Origin of the sequence: Streptomyces sp. NPDC046866, from assembly GCF_040704625.1 — a bacterium.
Lineage (GTDB): Bacteria > Actinomycetota > Actinomycetes > Streptomycetales > Streptomycetaceae > Streptomyces.
Genome location: NZ_JBEYXN010000010.1, coordinates 35,146 through 49,860 on the forward strand (window position 1 = coordinate 35,146; position 14,715 = coordinate 49,860).

The window sequence follows — 14,715 nt, forward strand, 5'->3', positions numbered from 1 at the left end:
GGACCGCGCCCTTACCAAAGAATCCGATCTTTCCCGGCCACCACGCCTCCACCCGCGCGTACGCGGGCGTACGCTGAATCCCCCGAACCGGCCTGAGGGGTACCCACCATGACGGACCGCCGGACCAGCGGACGGCGCACCATGTTCGAACGCGAGACGGAACTCGCCACCGCCGACGAGGCCCTGGACCGGCTCTCCGGACCCGGCCCCGGCGGCCGCCCCGGCACGGGCGGTGGCCTGCTCGCTTTCTCCGGCCCCGCCGGACTCGGCAAGACCACCCTCCTCGCAGAGGTCCGCCGCCGCGCCCTCGCCCGCTCGTACACCCTCCTGTCCGCCCGCGGCGGCGAACAGGAGCGGCTCCAGCCCTTCCACGTCGCCCGCCAGCTGATCCAGCCCCAGCTCGCCGGCCTCACCGAGGCCGAACTGAAGGACACCCTCGGCAGCTGGTACGCCATCGTCGGCCCCGCCCTCGGCCTGTGCGCCGCCGAACAGGGCGCCCCGCCCGACCCCCAGGGCCTGTGCGACGGCCTCGACTGGGTCCTGACCCACCTCGCCGTCCAGCGGGCCCCCGTCGTCCTCGTCCTCGACGACGCCCACTGGGCCGACCCCGAGTCCCTCTCCTGGCTCGCCGCCTTCGCCCCGCGCGCCGAACACCTCCCGCTGCTCCTCGCCGTCGCCTACCGGCCCGACGAACTGCCCGCCCACGCCGACGCCTTCCGTACGCTGCCGGGCCGGGCCGGACACCGCCCGCTCGCCCTCGCCCCGCTCACCGCCGAGGCCGTGGCCGGCCTTGTCCGCGACACGGTCGGCGCCCACGCCGACGACGCCTTCTGCCGCGAGGTCTGGGCCGTCACCGCCGGCAACCCCTTCGAGGCCGTCGAACTCACCGCCAAAATCCGCGAGAAGGGCCTGGCCCCCACCGCGGCCGGCGCTCCGCAGCTGCGCGACCTCGCCGCCGCCCAGCGCGGCAGCGGCCTCGTCGCCCGCCTGGAGCGCCTGGGCCCCTCCACCGTCCGCTTCGCCTGGGCCTGCGCCGTCCTCGGCACCGCCATCCCCCGCGAGCTCGCCGCCCGCGTCGCCGGGCTCGGCGCCGAGGAGGCCGCGGCCGCCACCGGCCGGCTGCGCGAGGCCCGCATCCTGGCCGCCGCGACCGAGGACCCCGACGCCGGACTGGAGTTCGTCCACCCGCTCATCGCCACCGCCCTCTACCGGGCCATCCCCGACGCCCTGCGCACCGCCCTGCACGGCCAGGCCGCAGCGGCCGTCGTCGACGCCGGGCTCGGCGCCGGCGCGGCCGCCCGCCACCTGCTGGAGACCCACCCCGACCACGACCCCTGGGTCGTGCGGATCCTGCGCGAGGCCGCCGCCGAGAACCTGCGGGCCGGCGCCCCCGACGCCGCCCGCCGCCAGCTCGCCCGCGCCCTGACCGAGCCGCCCGCCTTCGACGAGCGGGCCGCCGTCCTGTACGAGCTGGGCTGCGCCTCCCTGCTCACCGAGCCCGCCCACACCGTCAACCACCTGCGCGCCGCCCTCGCCGAGCCCGTCGACGACCCGGCCCTGCGCCAGGGCATCGTCATCCGCCTCGCCCAGGTCCTCGCCCACAGCGACCGCCTCGCAGAGGCCTCCCGCACCCTCGCCAGGGAGATCGCCGCCACCGCCGACGTCCGCGCCCGACTGCGCCTGCAGTCCGAGCAGTTCATGTGGGACGCCTTCGACGCCGCCGAAACGGACTCCCCGGCCCGTTCCCGCCGCCTGGCCCGCCTCGCCGACCGGCTCACCGGCCGCGACCTCACCGAGCGGTACATCATCGGCCTGCGCGCCTGGGACGCCTGCCTGCGCGGCGAGCCCGTCGAGACGGCCCTGCACCACGCCGACCGGGCCCTCGGCGACGGCTTCAGCTGGGCGCACGAGGACCGCGGCTTCGAGGTCCCCGTCCTCGCCGCCCTCGTCCACATGTACGCCGACCGGCCGGACCGCGCCGAGGAGCTGTTCGAAGCGGGCACCGCCGAGTTCGAACGGCAGGGCTGGCGCGGCGCCCACCTCTCCTTCGCGTACAGCCTGCGCGCCTACATCCGCTACCGGCGCGGCCGGCTCGCGGGCGCCGAGGAGCTCGCCCGCTCCGGCCTGCGCCTCGCCGAACGCGTCGGCCGCCGCACCCCCGTGCACTGGTACGCCGTCGCCATCCTCCTCACCACCCTGCTCGCCCGCGGCCGCACCGACGAGGCCTGGGAGCTGGCGCAGGACCACGCCTATGACCGGCCCTTCCCGGCCGCCGTGGTCTTCCCCGACTGCCAGACCGTGTACGCCGAACTCCTCCTCGCCAAGGGCCGGCCGAAGGAGGCCGCCGCCGAACTGGAGGCCGTCGGCCGCCGGCTGAGCCCGCGCGGCATCAAGAACCCCTCCTGGTGCCCCTGGGAGCTGCTCCTCGCGCAGGCGGTGCACGGGGAGGACCCCGCCGGGGCCCGCGCCCTGGCCGACGACGCCGTGCGCCGCGCCCGCGCCTTCGGGGCGCCGTCCGCCGTGGGGCAGGCCCTGCGGATCGCCGCGCTGGTGGCGGTGCCGCAGGACCGGCCGGCCCTGCTGACGGAGGCGGTGGCCCTGCTGTCGGCCTCCCCGGCCGGGTACGAGCTGGCACTCGCCCTGGCCGCGCTCGGCACCGAGCGCGGCGACCCGCAGCTCCTGGCCCGGGCCGCCGCCACGGCCCGGGAATGCGGCGCCGACGGCCTGGTACGGGAGACCGAGCGCGCCCTGGCCGCGCTCGACGGCCCGGCACCCCGCGACGCGGCGGGCCGGCCGGCAGCCCTGGCGTGACGGCCCGGCCGGGGAGCCGCACGCGGCGGACCCCGCCGCCCGCGACGACCCGGCGGCCAGCGCCGCCCAGCTCCCACCCGGCGCCCGCACACCCGGCACGCACCGCGCGGACCGGCCCGGCCCGCACGCCCGTCACGCCCCGCCGGACCGGCACCCACCGCGCGGACCGGCAGGCACCGCCCGGACCGGACCGCCGGGGACCGCCGCGGTGCGCCCGCCGGACCGGTCCGGACCGCCGCGGGCCCGCCGACGCGCCCGCGGCGTGCGCCCGCGGCGCGATGTGATCGGCCGGCCGGCAAGCCGGACGTACGGGAGGGTCCTGTCATGGGCCACCACGAGCGGCTCGCCCACTTCCGCACCGGGACCCCGGCCTTCGAGAAGGCGATCCGCCGGGCCTTCGCCGACGCGGCCGACCGCCCCGTGCCCCTGGTGCCGAGCCGCCCCGGCCGGTCGGCCGCCGACCTGGTGCCCCGCCTCGGCCCGGTGCACCGCTTCGTCGGCCGCATCCTGCGCGACCGCCTCACCGGCCCCCCGACCGCACCGACCCGCCGTCCACGCGACCCCCAGGATGCTGCCGTACGGGAGGCCCGGCGGCGCCCCGAAGGAGCTCGCCGACCGGTGCGCCGAGGGCGCCCGCACCCCGGAGGCACGCTTGCGCGGGCTGGTACCGGACGCACCGGTGCGGACCCGGTCCCTCGACCCCGCCCGGCCCACCGTCGGCTCCGGCTGCGCACGCGGCCCCCCAACCGGCGGTCCGCCGCCGGGACGCCGAGCGCGCGACCGGCCCGGCAAGCCCCGTCCCCGCCGCGGTCCCGCAGCGTCGGAGGTCATGCCCCTTCCGGCGTACTGCGGCCCCCGCTCCCGCGGGAGTCGGCGAGGGCCACCGCTTCACCCGCACCCGACCGCCCCGGCTCCTGGACGGTCACCTTCCGCGGTGACCGCGTCCCGCCCGGGCCCGACGCCACCGGACCGGCGCCGTCGGGGCCGCCGGCACCGCCTGCGACCTGCTGCTTTTTCTCCGGCCGCGGATCCCCGTCACCGGTCTGCGGATCACCGGCGACACCCGCGGGCAGGACCACTGGTTCACCCCGGTCCCGCCGGTCCGGCCCGCCGCGGCCGCGGGCACGGGCAGCCGGCCCGTGCTCCGGCGCGGGGTGGGCCCCCGGGCCCGGAAATCCCGCCCGGCCACGTACCATGGCCGCATGTCCTTCCTCCGCCGCAACCGCGCCGCCACACCCGCCGGCCCGGACTTCGACGTCCTGGCCATGGACCCGGGGGACTGGCCGGGCAATCTCGGTGCCGGGCTGCTCCCCGCGCCCGACGGCAGCTGCCAGGGCGTCTTCCTCCGCTACGACCTGTTCGGCGGACGCGGCCCGGCAATGATCATCGGCAACCTCCCCGAGGGCTCCCCGGCCCGGGACCTCGACGAGGGCCAGGTCCCCTTCGAGGTGGCCCAGCTCCTCGACGCCCTCGAGAACGACGAGGACATCGAGGTCACCGGCGTCGAGGACTGCCCCGTGATGCAGGGCGACAACCTCCTCATCGTCCGCAAGGTCAAGCTCTCCGAGAGCCGGATCAGCTGCGTCCAGTTCGACCGCAGCGACAACGTCCTGGTCACCATCGCGAGCTGGGACCGGCCCATCACCGACGACCTGTACGCCCTGCTGAAGCCGCTCCCCGCCGAGCTCTTCCAGCAGGGATAGCCCCGCCGGCGCGCCCGGCAGCGCCGGTGCCCGCGCCGGACCCGCCGCGGCGGGCGGGACGGCTCAGGAGTCCGCGATGTCGTTCGCCGCCACGTACCCGAACGTCATCGCGGGGCCGATCGTCGACCCCGCCCCCGCGTAGCTGCGCCCCATCACCGCCGCACTCGCGTTGCCCGCCGCCCACAGCCCCCGGATCACCGAGCCGTCCGGGCGCAGCGCACGGGCCCGCGCGTCCGTGACGATCCCGCCCTTCGTGCCGAGATCGCCCGGCACGATCCGGAACGCGTAGAACGGCGGCGCCCACACCGGCGCCAGACACGAGTTCGGCAGCACGCCCGGATCGGTGTAGTAGTGGTCGTACGCGGTGTCCCCCCGGTGGAAGTCGGGGTCGGATCCGGCGAGCGCCTGCGCGTTGAACCGGCTCAGCGTCGCCCGCAGCGCCGCCGCCGGCACCCCGATCTGCCCGGCCAGTGCGTCCCACGTCCACGCCTTCTTCGCCGCACCCGCCTCGTACCAGGCGTCCGGGAACACGATCGTCGGCAGCACGTCCTTGAACAAGTACTTGCTGCGGTAGTTCTGATCCACGATCAGCCAGGCGGGGACGTGCGAGCCGGGCGCGCCGCGGTCCCGCTCGTACATCACGTGGACCACGTCGCTGTAGGGCGCCGCCTCGTTGACGAAGCGGGCCCCGGCCCCGTTCACGATCAGCCCGCCCGGCAGGGTGCGTTCGGCGAGGCAGAAGTACGGTTCCCCCGGCAGCGGGATCGAGGGGCCCCACCAGGCGTCCTCCATCAGCGCCAGCGCCGCCCCGGCCCGCTGCCCGGCCCGGATCCCGTCCCCCGTGTTCTCCTTGGCGCCCACCGACCACTGCGTGCCGATCGGCTGCTGCTGGTACTGGGCCCGCATCTGCGCGTTGTGCTCGAACCCGCCCGAGCCGACGACCACGCCCCTGCGGGCGCGTACGACGCCCCGTACGCCCTCCTTCTCCACGACCACGCCGGTCACGGCCCCGCCCTCCTGCACCAGGTCCACCAGCGGGCTGTTGAGCCACACCGGCACCCCGGCCCGCATCAGGCCCACCCGCAGTCCGGCCGCCAGTGCCTGGCCCATGGTCAGCGGCTTCTCCCCGCACAGCGCCGCCCTCGTCCCGCGCGCCAGGCACTCGGTGGAGACCGCCAGGCCCTTGGCGCTGACCGCAGCCAGCGTGAGCCACTTGTAGTCCTGGCTGAACACCACCATCCCGGCCGGCACGGCCATGTACGCCGGGTTGAGCCGCGCGAGCTCGGGGCCGAGGAGGTTGCCGTCGAGCTGGTCGGGTTCGATCGAGCGGCCGTTCGGGAGCCCGCCGGGCAGGTTCGGGTAGTAGTCGCTGTACCCGTCCATGTACCGGAAGCGCAGCGGGCTGTTGGCCATCACGAAGTCCAGCATCCGGGGGCCGTTGGCCAGGAACGCCGCCTGCCGGTCCGCGGGCACCTCGGGTCCGACGACCGCCGCCAGGTACGCCGCCGCCTTCTGCGGGGTGTCGGGCACGCCCGCCCGCAGGATCACCGCATTGTTCGGCAGCCAGATCCCGGCCCCCGAGCGTGCTGCCGACCCGCCGAAGGTCGCGGCCTTCTCGACCACCAGGACGCTCAGCCCGCGCCGGGCGGCCGTGAGCGCAGCGGTCATCCCCGCGGCCCCCGACCCGGCCACGACGACGTCGTACTCCCCGAGCGGAGCCCCCTCGGCCGCCCGCGCCGCCGCGGACGGCAGCACGCCGGCGCCGGCGGCGAGCACCCCGGCACCGGCCCCGGCGAGGACGGTGCGGCGGGAGGGGAGGGCCGCGGGACCCGGGGCGGGGGCGGCGTCGGAGGCGTGGCGCGCGGTCATGGGCGGGCTCCAGCGGAAAGGGGAGGGCGGCTTCCTGATGCCGCGTCACAAGAAGGTCTTCGGAGGATCATGTGAAGTCAAGGCACGCGCAGCGACCGCCCCGGACCCGGCCCCCGGCCCCAAACGCACGAAATCCCGTGGTACGCACACGGAGTGCGTACACGGGATTTTCGTGGCGTGCGGCGGGAGCTGCCGGCTCAGCGGGTTCCGACCGCCGCGCGGACCGCCCTGCGGGCCATGCCGCAGTCGTCGTGCAGGCGGCGCAGCAGCAGCCGCTGCTCCTCGCCCGAGGAGAGGGCGCCCACCGGAAGGGGCTGGGTCGGGGCGGCCGCGGCCATGGACCGCTGCACCGCCGTCTCGGACATCCGGATCTCCCGGGTCAGCACCAGCATCAGGTTGACGAGGAAGGCGTCCCGCGCCGCCGGACCGGCCGCCTGGGCGAGCCGGCTGATCTGGCTCCGCGCGGCCGGGGCGTCGCCCAGCACCGTCCACAGCGTGGCCAGGTCGTAGCCGGGCAGGTACCAGCCCGCGTGCTCCCAGTCGAGCAGCACCGGCCCCGCGGGGGACAGCAGCAGGTTCGACAGGAGCGCGTCACCGTGGTTGAACTGCCGCTGTACGCCGGCCAGCTTCAGCCCGTGCAGCAGCTTCTGCAGGTCACCCAGGTCCCGGTCGGTCAGCAGCCCCAACTCGTGGTACCGCGCGATCCGCTGCGCGTAGTTCAGCGGATCCTCGAACAGGTCCGTCGGCGGCCGCCACTGGTTCACCCGGCACACCGCGCCCAGCGCCGCCCGTACGTCGGCCCGCGGCGGGGCCTCCACGGGGTGGCGCTGCAAAGCCGCGACCCGGCCCGCCATCCGTTCGACCACCAGCGTGCAGTTCTCGGGGTCCGCGGCGATCAGCCGCGGCACCCGGACCGGCGGGCGGTGACGGACGAACGCCCGGTACGCCGCTATTTCGTGCCGGTACCGCTCACGCCATTCCGGCGAGTGGTCCAGTAAAACCTTGGCGACGGCGGTCATCCGCCCCGTCGTCCCGACCAGGAGGACCGACCGTCCGCTGCGGCGCAGCACCTGCACCGGCGCGAACTCCGGGCAGATCCGCTGCACCGAGGCGAGCGCGGTGCGCAGCTGCGCCCCCTGCGGCCCGGACAGGTCGATTCTTCCGCTGAGCGGCTGCGCCCCGGCACCCGGCATCCGGCGCGCCCGCACGGCGCCCTGCACCGCTGCCGCGGGCCGGCCGGGGTCGAGGTAGGGGCCGCCGCCCGCCGGGAGGGTGCGGTGCGGGCGGACCGGGGCGGACACGGAGGACGTTGCTGCGTACATGGCTTGCTGTTCCCTTCGTGCGCCGACGAGTTCATACGCCGCCCCGACGATCCCGTACTTCACCCTGGGGAGTTCCGCCGGTGACCGGGTCGGGGAGGCGCATTCCTACCTGACACCCGGCCGTGGGTGGCGGACCATCTTGCGAGGCCTGGCGAAGCCTGGCGAATAGTCGCTGGGCATCTGACGGCGGGCTACTGTCAAGTCAGCCGAGAACCTGGGGGCTTGACGTGAGCAAAGGACCAAACACCCGACTCAACGACCTGTTCGGCCTCGCCGGCTGGTCGAAGGGTGAGCTGGCGAGGATGGTCAACCGGCAGGCGGCGGCCATGGGCCACCACCAACTGGCCACCGACACCTCGCGGGTACGGCGCTGGATCGACATGGGGGAGAGCCCCCGCGAACCGGTTCCCACCGTACTGGCAGCCCTGTTCACCGAGCGGCTCGGTCGTGTCGTGACCATCGAGGACCTCGGGTTCGTACGGCAGCGGCGCACCACCAAACGGCAGCCGGACGGGGCGAAGGACAACCCCGACGGAATGCCCTGGGCGCCCGAACGCACAGCCGCGGTCCTCACCGAATTCACGGGAATGGACCTCATGCTCAACCGTCGCGGTCTGATGGGCGCGGGAATGGCGCTCACCGCCGGCTCCGCCCTCACCCACGCCATGCACGACTGGCTCCACACCGACGCAGGCTCCGCCGGGGACGCGCGGCGCTTCGGCGACTCCTTCCAGGCCGATCCGGCGGGCTACGACCGCTACGAAGCCGCCCCCATCGGCTCCCAGGAGATCGAGGCGCTGGAGCGCTCGGTGGAGGTGTTCCGGGCCTGGGACGCCTCCAGAGGCGGCGGACTGCAACGCAAGGCCGTGGTCGGCCAGCTCAACGAGGTCGGCGGCATGCTGGCCTACCACCACCCCGACCACCTCCAGCGGCGGCTGTGGGGCGTGGCCGCCAACCTGGCCGTGCTGGCGGGCTGGATGTCCCACGACGTCGGTCTGGAACCCACCGCGCAGAAGTACTTCGTCATCGCCGCGCACGCGGCCCGCGAGGGCGGCGACCGGCCGCGCGCCGGGGAGGCGCTCTCCCGGGCCGCACGCCAGATGGTCCACCTGGGCCGGCCGGGCGAGGCCCTGGACCTGATGAAGCTGGCCCAGTCCGGATCCGGGGAGCAGACCCTGCCGCGCACCCGTGCCATGCTGCACACCATCGAGGCCTGGGCGCAGGCCGCCATGGGCAAGGGGCAGGCCATGCGCCGCACCCTCGGCGAGGCCGAGGAGCTGTTCGTCTCCGACAAGGGGGACGTGCCCCCGCCCTCGTGGATGCAGCACTTCGACGAGGCGGACCTGCACGGCATGCAGGCGCTGGCCTTCCGTACCCTCGCCGACCACGACCCCTCCGCCGCCCCGATCGCCCAGCGGCACGCCCGGGAGGCGCTGCGGCTGCGGGGCAACGGCTACCAGCGCTCGCAGATCTTCGACTACATCTCCATGGCCTCGGCGTGCTTCATCGCCGACGACCCGGAGCAGGCCGACCGCTACGCCCGTCTGGCCCTGGTCTCCATGAACGAGACCTCCTCGCACCGGACGTGGCACCGGTTGCGGGAGATGTACCGGCTCACCGGCCAGTACGCGGGCTACGCGCGCATCGAGGACCTGCGGGCGGAGATCAAGCTCGCCCTCCCCGACAGCCCGGTGCAGCAGACCGTCTAGGGCGTGCGGGGGAACCGTGCGGGCGAAACGGGGCACACGAGAGCGAGGCCGCGCCGGTCGGCGCGGCCTCGAACCCTTTGTGGCGTGAGGGCCGGGCGGTTCAGCCGCCGATGCGGGCCACCAGGACGCAGGCGTCGTCCTCGCGCCTGCCCTCGCCGAACTCCTCGACGACCCTCCGCAGGCACTCCTGGGCCGACCGGGCCGCCGTCAGCTGCGGGGCCAGCGCCAGCAGCCGCTCGGTGCCGTCGGGCCGGCTGAAATCGGCGCGGCGCGGGCTCAGCCCGTCCGTGTGCAGGACGAGGACGTCGCCCGCCTCCAGCCGCTCCTCGGCCTGGCCGTACGCCGCCCCGGAGGTCGCGCCCAACAGCACGCCCTCCGGGGGGACCAGGGCGCGGCCGCTGCCGCCGCGGAAGAGAAGCGGGGCCGGGTGGCCCGCCTGCGCCCAGGACAGCAGCCGGCGCTCGGGGTCGTACCGGCAGCAGACCGCCGATCCGAGAGCGGGCTGCACGGAGGCCTCCAGCAGCTGGTTGAGCCAGCCCATCAGCGGGCCCGGTTCGATGCCGGCCATGGCCATGCCGCGCAGCGCGCCGAGGATCATCGCCATGCCGGAGGTGGCGGTGACGCCGTGGCCGGTGAGGTCTCCGACGGTCAGCATCGAGCGGCCGTCGGACAGTTCGAGCGCGTCGTACCAGTCGCCGCCGATCAGGGCACTGGTCGCGGAGGGCAGGTAGTGCGCGGCCACGTCGAGGGCGCCGGTGGTGTCGTGCGGGAACCGCAGGGAGCCGCGCCACGGGGGCAGCACGGCCTCCTGGAGCTCGACCGCCAGCCGGTGCTCGGTCTGTGCGATCTCCCGCCGCCGCTGGAGCGAGTCGCGGGACTCGCGCACGGCGCGCTGGCTGCGGCGCAGCTCGCTCACGTCCCGGAGCACGGCCCACATGGAGGCGGTGCAGCCGTCGGGGTCGAGGACCGGCTCGCCCCGCATGTGCAGGGTGCGGACGCGGCCGTCGGCCCGGACGATGCGGAACTCGCCGTCTATCGGCTTGCCGTCGACCAGACAGGCCGTCACCATCGCGGTGAGCAGCGGCTGGTCCTCGGAGAACAGGGTGGAGCCGAGCTCGTCCAGGGGCAGGGGGCCCGCCTCGGGGGAGCGGCCGAAGATCTGGTAGAGCTCCTCGGACCAGCTGACCTCGTCGGTCAGCAGGTTCCACTCGGCGCTGCCGACGCGGGTCTGCTGGGCCTCGGCCTCGGCTTCCGCGGCGGCCTGCGGCTCCGCTTCCGGGAGCTCGTCGAGTACGGGCGCGGGGGGCAGGCCCTCCTTGAGCTGGCCCAGGTGCTCGCGCAGGTCGTCGAGGTGGTGCACGGCGAGGTCGCAGAGCGCGCGCTGCCAGCGGCCCTGGGCGTCGTCGTCGTCGACGACGGTGTCCCGGCGCACCGCGTCCACGCCGCCGCGCAACCGCCGGGTCTGCGAGATCAGTGCGTCCACCGACCCCGGCTCGGGCGGCTGCGCGGGACGGTCCGCGAACAGGTGGGGCGGCATGAGAACTCCGATACAGGCGCGGCACGGCCAAGTCTGAAGGAAGGACCGATGACGACTGTTGCACAGGGAGCGACGGCCTGTAAGGCGTTTGGCAACATCCGTAACGTCCTTGCTTCGGGCATATGCCTAGGGCCTGCCGGATGCCCTCCTGACTGTGCGAACGATTCCGGTCAGCCCCGCCGGGGCCTGCGAGGAGCCCCTGCCCCTCACACCATCAGGGGTACCGGGTGGATCTCGTTGGCGGGGTGGCCCGCCCGCTCGTGGATCCGCATGACCGCCTCCGCCGAGGGGGCCTCGGACAGGCAGTAGACCGTGCCGGACGCCGGGTCGGCCCATGCCCGCTCGAAGTGCACCTTCTCCTCGCCCTCGATGGCCAGGTCCGCCTTGTGGGCGGCCATCAGCTGCTCCTCGGTGATGCCCTTCATGCCGTGGTGGACATCCATGAACTTCGTCACCGCCGAACACCTCCTCGTGTGCTCCGGTCGGACGGGTCGTGCTTCCATCGTCCGCCCGTGGCCGGAAACCGGCCTTCCGGGCGGTGCGGATCGCTCATCCGAGCGAGCTCCGGGCCCGTTCGGGTCACCGGACTCGTACGGGACATCGGCGGACGTTTCCCCGCGGGTACCCCCGAACGAAGGACCCCCTCCCGGGCGTACCGCGCTCAGGGATGCCGTTCCGCTTCCCAGCCGTACGGGCGGTCGCTACCCTACGTGTCGGTAACGAGCCGGGAGCGGCCGTGCAGGGGCTGCGCGCAGGGCGGAGGCACATGACATGACCGGGCGGGACCGCGCGGAGGGGCGCAGCCGGGCGGACGGGCGCAGCCGCCGCTCCTTCCTCACCCACCTCGTGGCGGCGCCCACCCTCGCGCTCGTCACCCGGGCCGGCGCCGACGCCCTCGCCCCGCAGGCCGCCCACGCCGTCGTGCCCTCCCTGCCCGCCCCCGCGGACCTCGTCGACCTCGGCGACCTGTTCATCCTGGCCGGCGCCCCCACCGCCACCCTGCTGGTGCTCACCGTCGAGACGGACGGGAGCATCCGCTTCCGGCTGCCGCGCGAGGAAGTCGGCCAAGGCCTGACCACCGCCGTGGCCATGCTCGTCGCGGAGGAGCTCGACGCGCCGCTCGCCTCCGTACGCGTCGAGCTCGACGACGCCCGGCCCGAGCTGCTGTTCAACCAGCTCACCGGCAGCTCCAACGCCATCCGCTCGCTGTACGGGCCGGTCCGCCAGACCGCCGCCACCGCCCGCGCCCGCCTCGTCGCGGCCGCCGCGCGCCGCTGGGACCTGCCCGCCTCGACCCTGACGACCGCCAACGGCGCCGTACACGCCCCCGACGGGCGCACCGCCGGCTACGGCAGCCTCGCCGCGGCCGCGGCCGAACCCACCCTGACCGTCCTCGGCGCGGCCCCCAAGAGCGCCGGGCGGCACACCCTGGTCGGCCGGCCCACCGGCCGGATCGACGCCCGCGCCATGGTCACCGGTGCCCAGCGCTACACCCTCGACCTCGACGTGCCCGGCGCCAAGCCGTGCGTGGTGCGCCGCCCGCCCACCCTAGGCGGCACCGTCCGCTCCGTGGCCAACCTCGCCGCCGTCCGCGCCATGCCGGGCGTGCTGCACGTGGTCACCGTCCCGACCGGCGTCGCGGTCGTCGCCGAGACCTTCGGCCAGGCACTCGACGCCAAGGCCGCGCTCCAGGTCGCCTGGGGCCCCGGACCCGCCGACGGGCTGTCCGACCGGGAGGTCCGGGACCGGCTGCGCGCGGCCGCCCCGGCGCCGCTGCTGCCGCCGCTGCTCACCCCGTACGTCGACGCCGAGTTCGACTTCGCCTTCGTCAGCCACGCCCCGATGGAGACCAACTCCGCGGTCGCCGACGTCCGCGAGGACCGGGCCGAGATCTGGTCCGGGCTGAAGTCCCCCATCGTGGCCCGCCAGACCATCGCCGCCGAGCTCGGCCTGCCCGTCGACAAGGTCACCGTGCACGTGGTCCAGGCCGGAGGCTCCTTCGGGCGGCGCCTCTTCTTCGACGCCGCCCTCGAGGCCGCCCGCGTCTCGAAGGCCTGCCGCCGCCCCGTCCGGCTGATGTGGACCCGCGTCGACGACACACGGCACGGCCGGATGCGGCCCGCCACCCACCACCGGATCCGCGCCACGTACGCCCTCGGCGAGGTACTGAGCTTCGAGCACCGGGTGGCCGCCGCCGAGACCGACTTCCGGCACGGGCTCGGCGAGATCGTCACCGCCACCGCCGCGCACCTGCCCGCCGGCATCGGCAACGCCACCCTGGCGCAGACCCTGTTCCACACCACCGTGAAGACCCCCTACCACTTCGGGCTCACCACCCACGGGCTCACCGAGGTCCCCACCGGCATCCCGACCGGCTCCTGGCGCTCGGTGTACTCCGCCAACACCCGCGGCGCCGAGGAGATCGTCGTCGACGAGCTCGCGGCCCGGACCGGCAAGGACCCGTACCGGTTCCGGCGCACGTTCCTGAAGGACGACGCCCAGCGCGCCGTGCTCGACAAGGCGGCGGCGGAAGGGGAGTGGGGCCGGCCGATGCCGGCGGGCTGCGCGCAGGGCATCGCCTTCCACGAGGAGTACAAGTCCCGCACCGCGTGCCTGGTCGAGATCGACGCCCGCGACCCGGAGCACGTCCGCGTCACCAAGGCGGTCATCGCCGTCGACGTGGGCCTGCCCGTCAACCCGCGCGGCCTGGAGGCCCAGATGATCGGCGGCCTCACCGACGCCATCTCGACCACGCTGAAGGCAGGGCTGCACCTGGACCGGGGCCTGCCGCTGGAGGGCAGCTACAGCCAGTTCCACTGGGCCCGGCAGCGCGACACCCCGCGGGACGTGCGGGTCTTCGTCCTGCCCGCCTCCGGGGAGGAGCCCGGCGGCGCGGGCGAGCTCGGCGTGCCGGCCGCCGTCGGCGCCATCGCCAACGCCTGGGCCCGGGCCACCGGGAACAAGCCGCGCAGCTTCCCCCTCGACTTCGACGTCGACTTCACCCCCTACCCGCGCTAGCGGCAGTTCAGGAGCCCCGCCGTGCCCTCGCACACCTTCACCGTCAACGGGCGGAGCGTCACCGTCGACGCCCCCGACGACCTGCCCCTGCTGTGGGTGCTCCGCGACATGCTGGGCGTCCGCGGTCCCAAGTACGGCTGCGGCGTGGACGTCTGCAAGGCCTGCACGAGCCATCTCGACGGCCAGGACATCCGCCCGTGCGTGGTGCCGGTCTCCGCCTGCGCGGGAAGGTCGGTGACCACCATCGAGGGGCTCGCCGACGGGGACGAGCTGCACCCCGTGCAGGAGGCCTGGCTGGAACAGGACGTCTCCCAGTGCGGTTTCTGCCAGCCCGGCCAGATCATGGCGGCCGTGGCCCTGCTCAAGCGGACGCCCTCGCCCACCGACGAGGACATCGACGCCATCGCCAACATCTGCCGCTGCGGCACCTACTTCCGCATCCGGGAGGCCATCCGCAGCGCGGCGGCCCGGATGTGAGCGAGGTGGCCCGGATGTGAGCGAGGTGGCCCCGGCGACTCCCCCGTCGTTCCCGGGGCCTACCGCTCATGGCCAAACCTAGGCGGGCGGTGGCCGGTTCGCAGGGTCCGGCCTGCACAGTGACGGGGCGAGACGGGTATCACTGCGCACAGCGGGACGCGGGTGGTTGAATGCGGCGGCGCGACCCGGACCGAAGGGACCCCCAGATTCCGAAGCCTCCCGCCACGGCGCCCGGTGGCGACCCCGCTCCCGACCCCGCCGCTGCGCCC

Annotated in this window: 9 protein-coding genes; 5 read left to right on the plus strand and 4 right to left on the minus strand. The window is 75.1% G+C overall.

All coding sequences use genetic code 11. From position 1 onward, the window contains the following. Nucleotides 1-108 precede the first annotated feature (108 nt). Both AB0953_RS17065 and AB0953_RS17070 read left to right on the plus strand, forming a co-directional pair. Nucleotides 109-2,811 (plus strand): AAA family ATPase, encoded by a 2,703-nt coding sequence (locus AB0953_RS17065; RefSeq protein ID WP_366860269.1) that lies wholly within the window; start codon nucleotides 109-111, stop codon nucleotides 2,809-2,811. Between the two features lie 1,202 nt (nucleotides 2,812-4,013). Next, entirely contained in the window at nucleotides 4,014-4,514 is a 501-nt protein-coding gene (locus tag AB0953_RS17070; RefSeq protein WP_366860270.1) for a hypothetical protein, read from the plus strand. A gap of 63 nt (nucleotides 4,515-4,577) precedes the next feature. Here AB0953_RS17070 and kstD read toward each other — a convergent pair whose 3' ends face one another. Both kstD and AB0953_RS17080 read right to left on the minus strand, forming a co-directional pair. After that, nucleotides 4,578-6,383: a 3-oxosteroid 1-dehydrogenase gene (gene kstD / locus AB0953_RS17075; protein WP_366860271.1), complete on the minus strand. Its 1,806-nt coding sequence runs from the start codon at nucleotides 6,381-6,383 to the stop codon at nucleotides 4,578-4,580. A 197-nt stretch (nucleotides 6,384-6,580) separates the two neighbouring features. Beyond that, nucleotides 6,581-7,705: an aminoglycoside phosphotransferase family protein gene (locus tag AB0953_RS17080; RefSeq protein ID WP_366860272.1), complete on the minus strand. Its 1,125-nt coding sequence runs from the start codon at nucleotides 7,703-7,705 to the stop codon at nucleotides 6,581-6,583. 227 nt (nucleotides 7,706-7,932) lie between these two features. Between AB0953_RS17080 and AB0953_RS17085 the strand changes: the two genes are divergently transcribed. Beyond that, nucleotides 7,933-9,414, plus strand: coding sequence for a hypothetical protein (locus tag AB0953_RS17085; protein WP_366860273.1), 1,482 nt, complete (start codon nucleotides 7,933-7,935; stop codon nucleotides 9,412-9,414). A gap of 100 nt (nucleotides 9,415-9,514) precedes the next feature. Here the strand turns inward: AB0953_RS17085 and AB0953_RS17090 are convergent, their stop codons facing one another. After that, nucleotides 9,515-10,951, minus strand: a complete 1,437-nt coding sequence (locus AB0953_RS17090; protein ID WP_366860274.1) for a SpoIIE family protein phosphatase — start codon at nucleotides 10,949-10,951, stop codon at nucleotides 9,515-9,517. Between the two features lie 206 nt (nucleotides 10,952-11,157). Beyond that, nucleotides 11,158-11,406 carry an SCO4226 family nickel-binding protein gene (locus tag AB0953_RS17095; RefSeq protein ID WP_366860275.1) on the minus strand — a complete coding sequence of 83 codons (249 nt, stop codon included), beginning with the start codon at nucleotides 11,404-11,406 and terminating at the stop codon, nucleotides 11,158-11,160. A 316-nt stretch (nucleotides 11,407-11,722) separates the two neighbouring features. On the opposite strand from AB0953_RS17095, the gene AB0953_RS17100 reads away from it, so the two are divergent. Continuing rightward, entirely contained in the window at nucleotides 11,723-13,969 is a 2,247-nt protein-coding gene (locus tag AB0953_RS17100) for a molybdopterin cofactor-binding domain-containing protein (RefSeq protein ID WP_366860276.1), read from the plus strand. A 21-nt stretch (nucleotides 13,970-13,990) separates the two neighbouring features. Then, nucleotides 13,991-14,446 (plus strand): (2Fe-2S)-binding protein, encoded by a 456-nt coding sequence (locus AB0953_RS17105; RefSeq protein WP_366860277.1) that lies wholly within the window; start codon nucleotides 13,991-13,993, stop codon nucleotides 14,444-14,446. Nucleotides 14,447-14,715: the final 269 nt, after the last annotated feature.

Bases quoted from the DNA above. Each gene is read 5' to 3' on its own strand.
- AB0953_RS17090 (WP_366860274.1), bottom strand. From the start codon at position 10,951: ATGCCGCCCCACCTGTTCGCGGACCGTCCCGCGCAGCCGCCCGAGCCG.
- AB0953_RS17100 (WP_366860276.1), top strand. From the start codon at position 11,723: ATGACCGGGCGGGACCGCGCGGAGGGGCGCAGCCGGGCGGACGGGCGC.
- AB0953_RS17080 (WP_366860272.1), bottom strand. From the start codon at position 7,705: ATGTACGCAGCAACGTCCTCCGTGTCCGCCCCGGTCCGCCCGCACCGC.
- kstD (WP_366860271.1), bottom strand. From the start codon at position 6,383: ATGACCGCGCGCCACGCCTCCGACGCCGCCCCCGCCCCGGGTCCCGCG.
- AB0953_RS17065 (WP_366860269.1), top strand. From the start codon at position 109: ATGACGGACCGCCGGACCAGCGGACGGCGCACCATGTTCGAACGCGAG.
- AB0953_RS17070 (WP_366860270.1), top strand. From the start codon at position 4,014: ATGTCCTTCCTCCGCCGCAACCGCGCCGCCACACCCGCCGGCCCGGAC.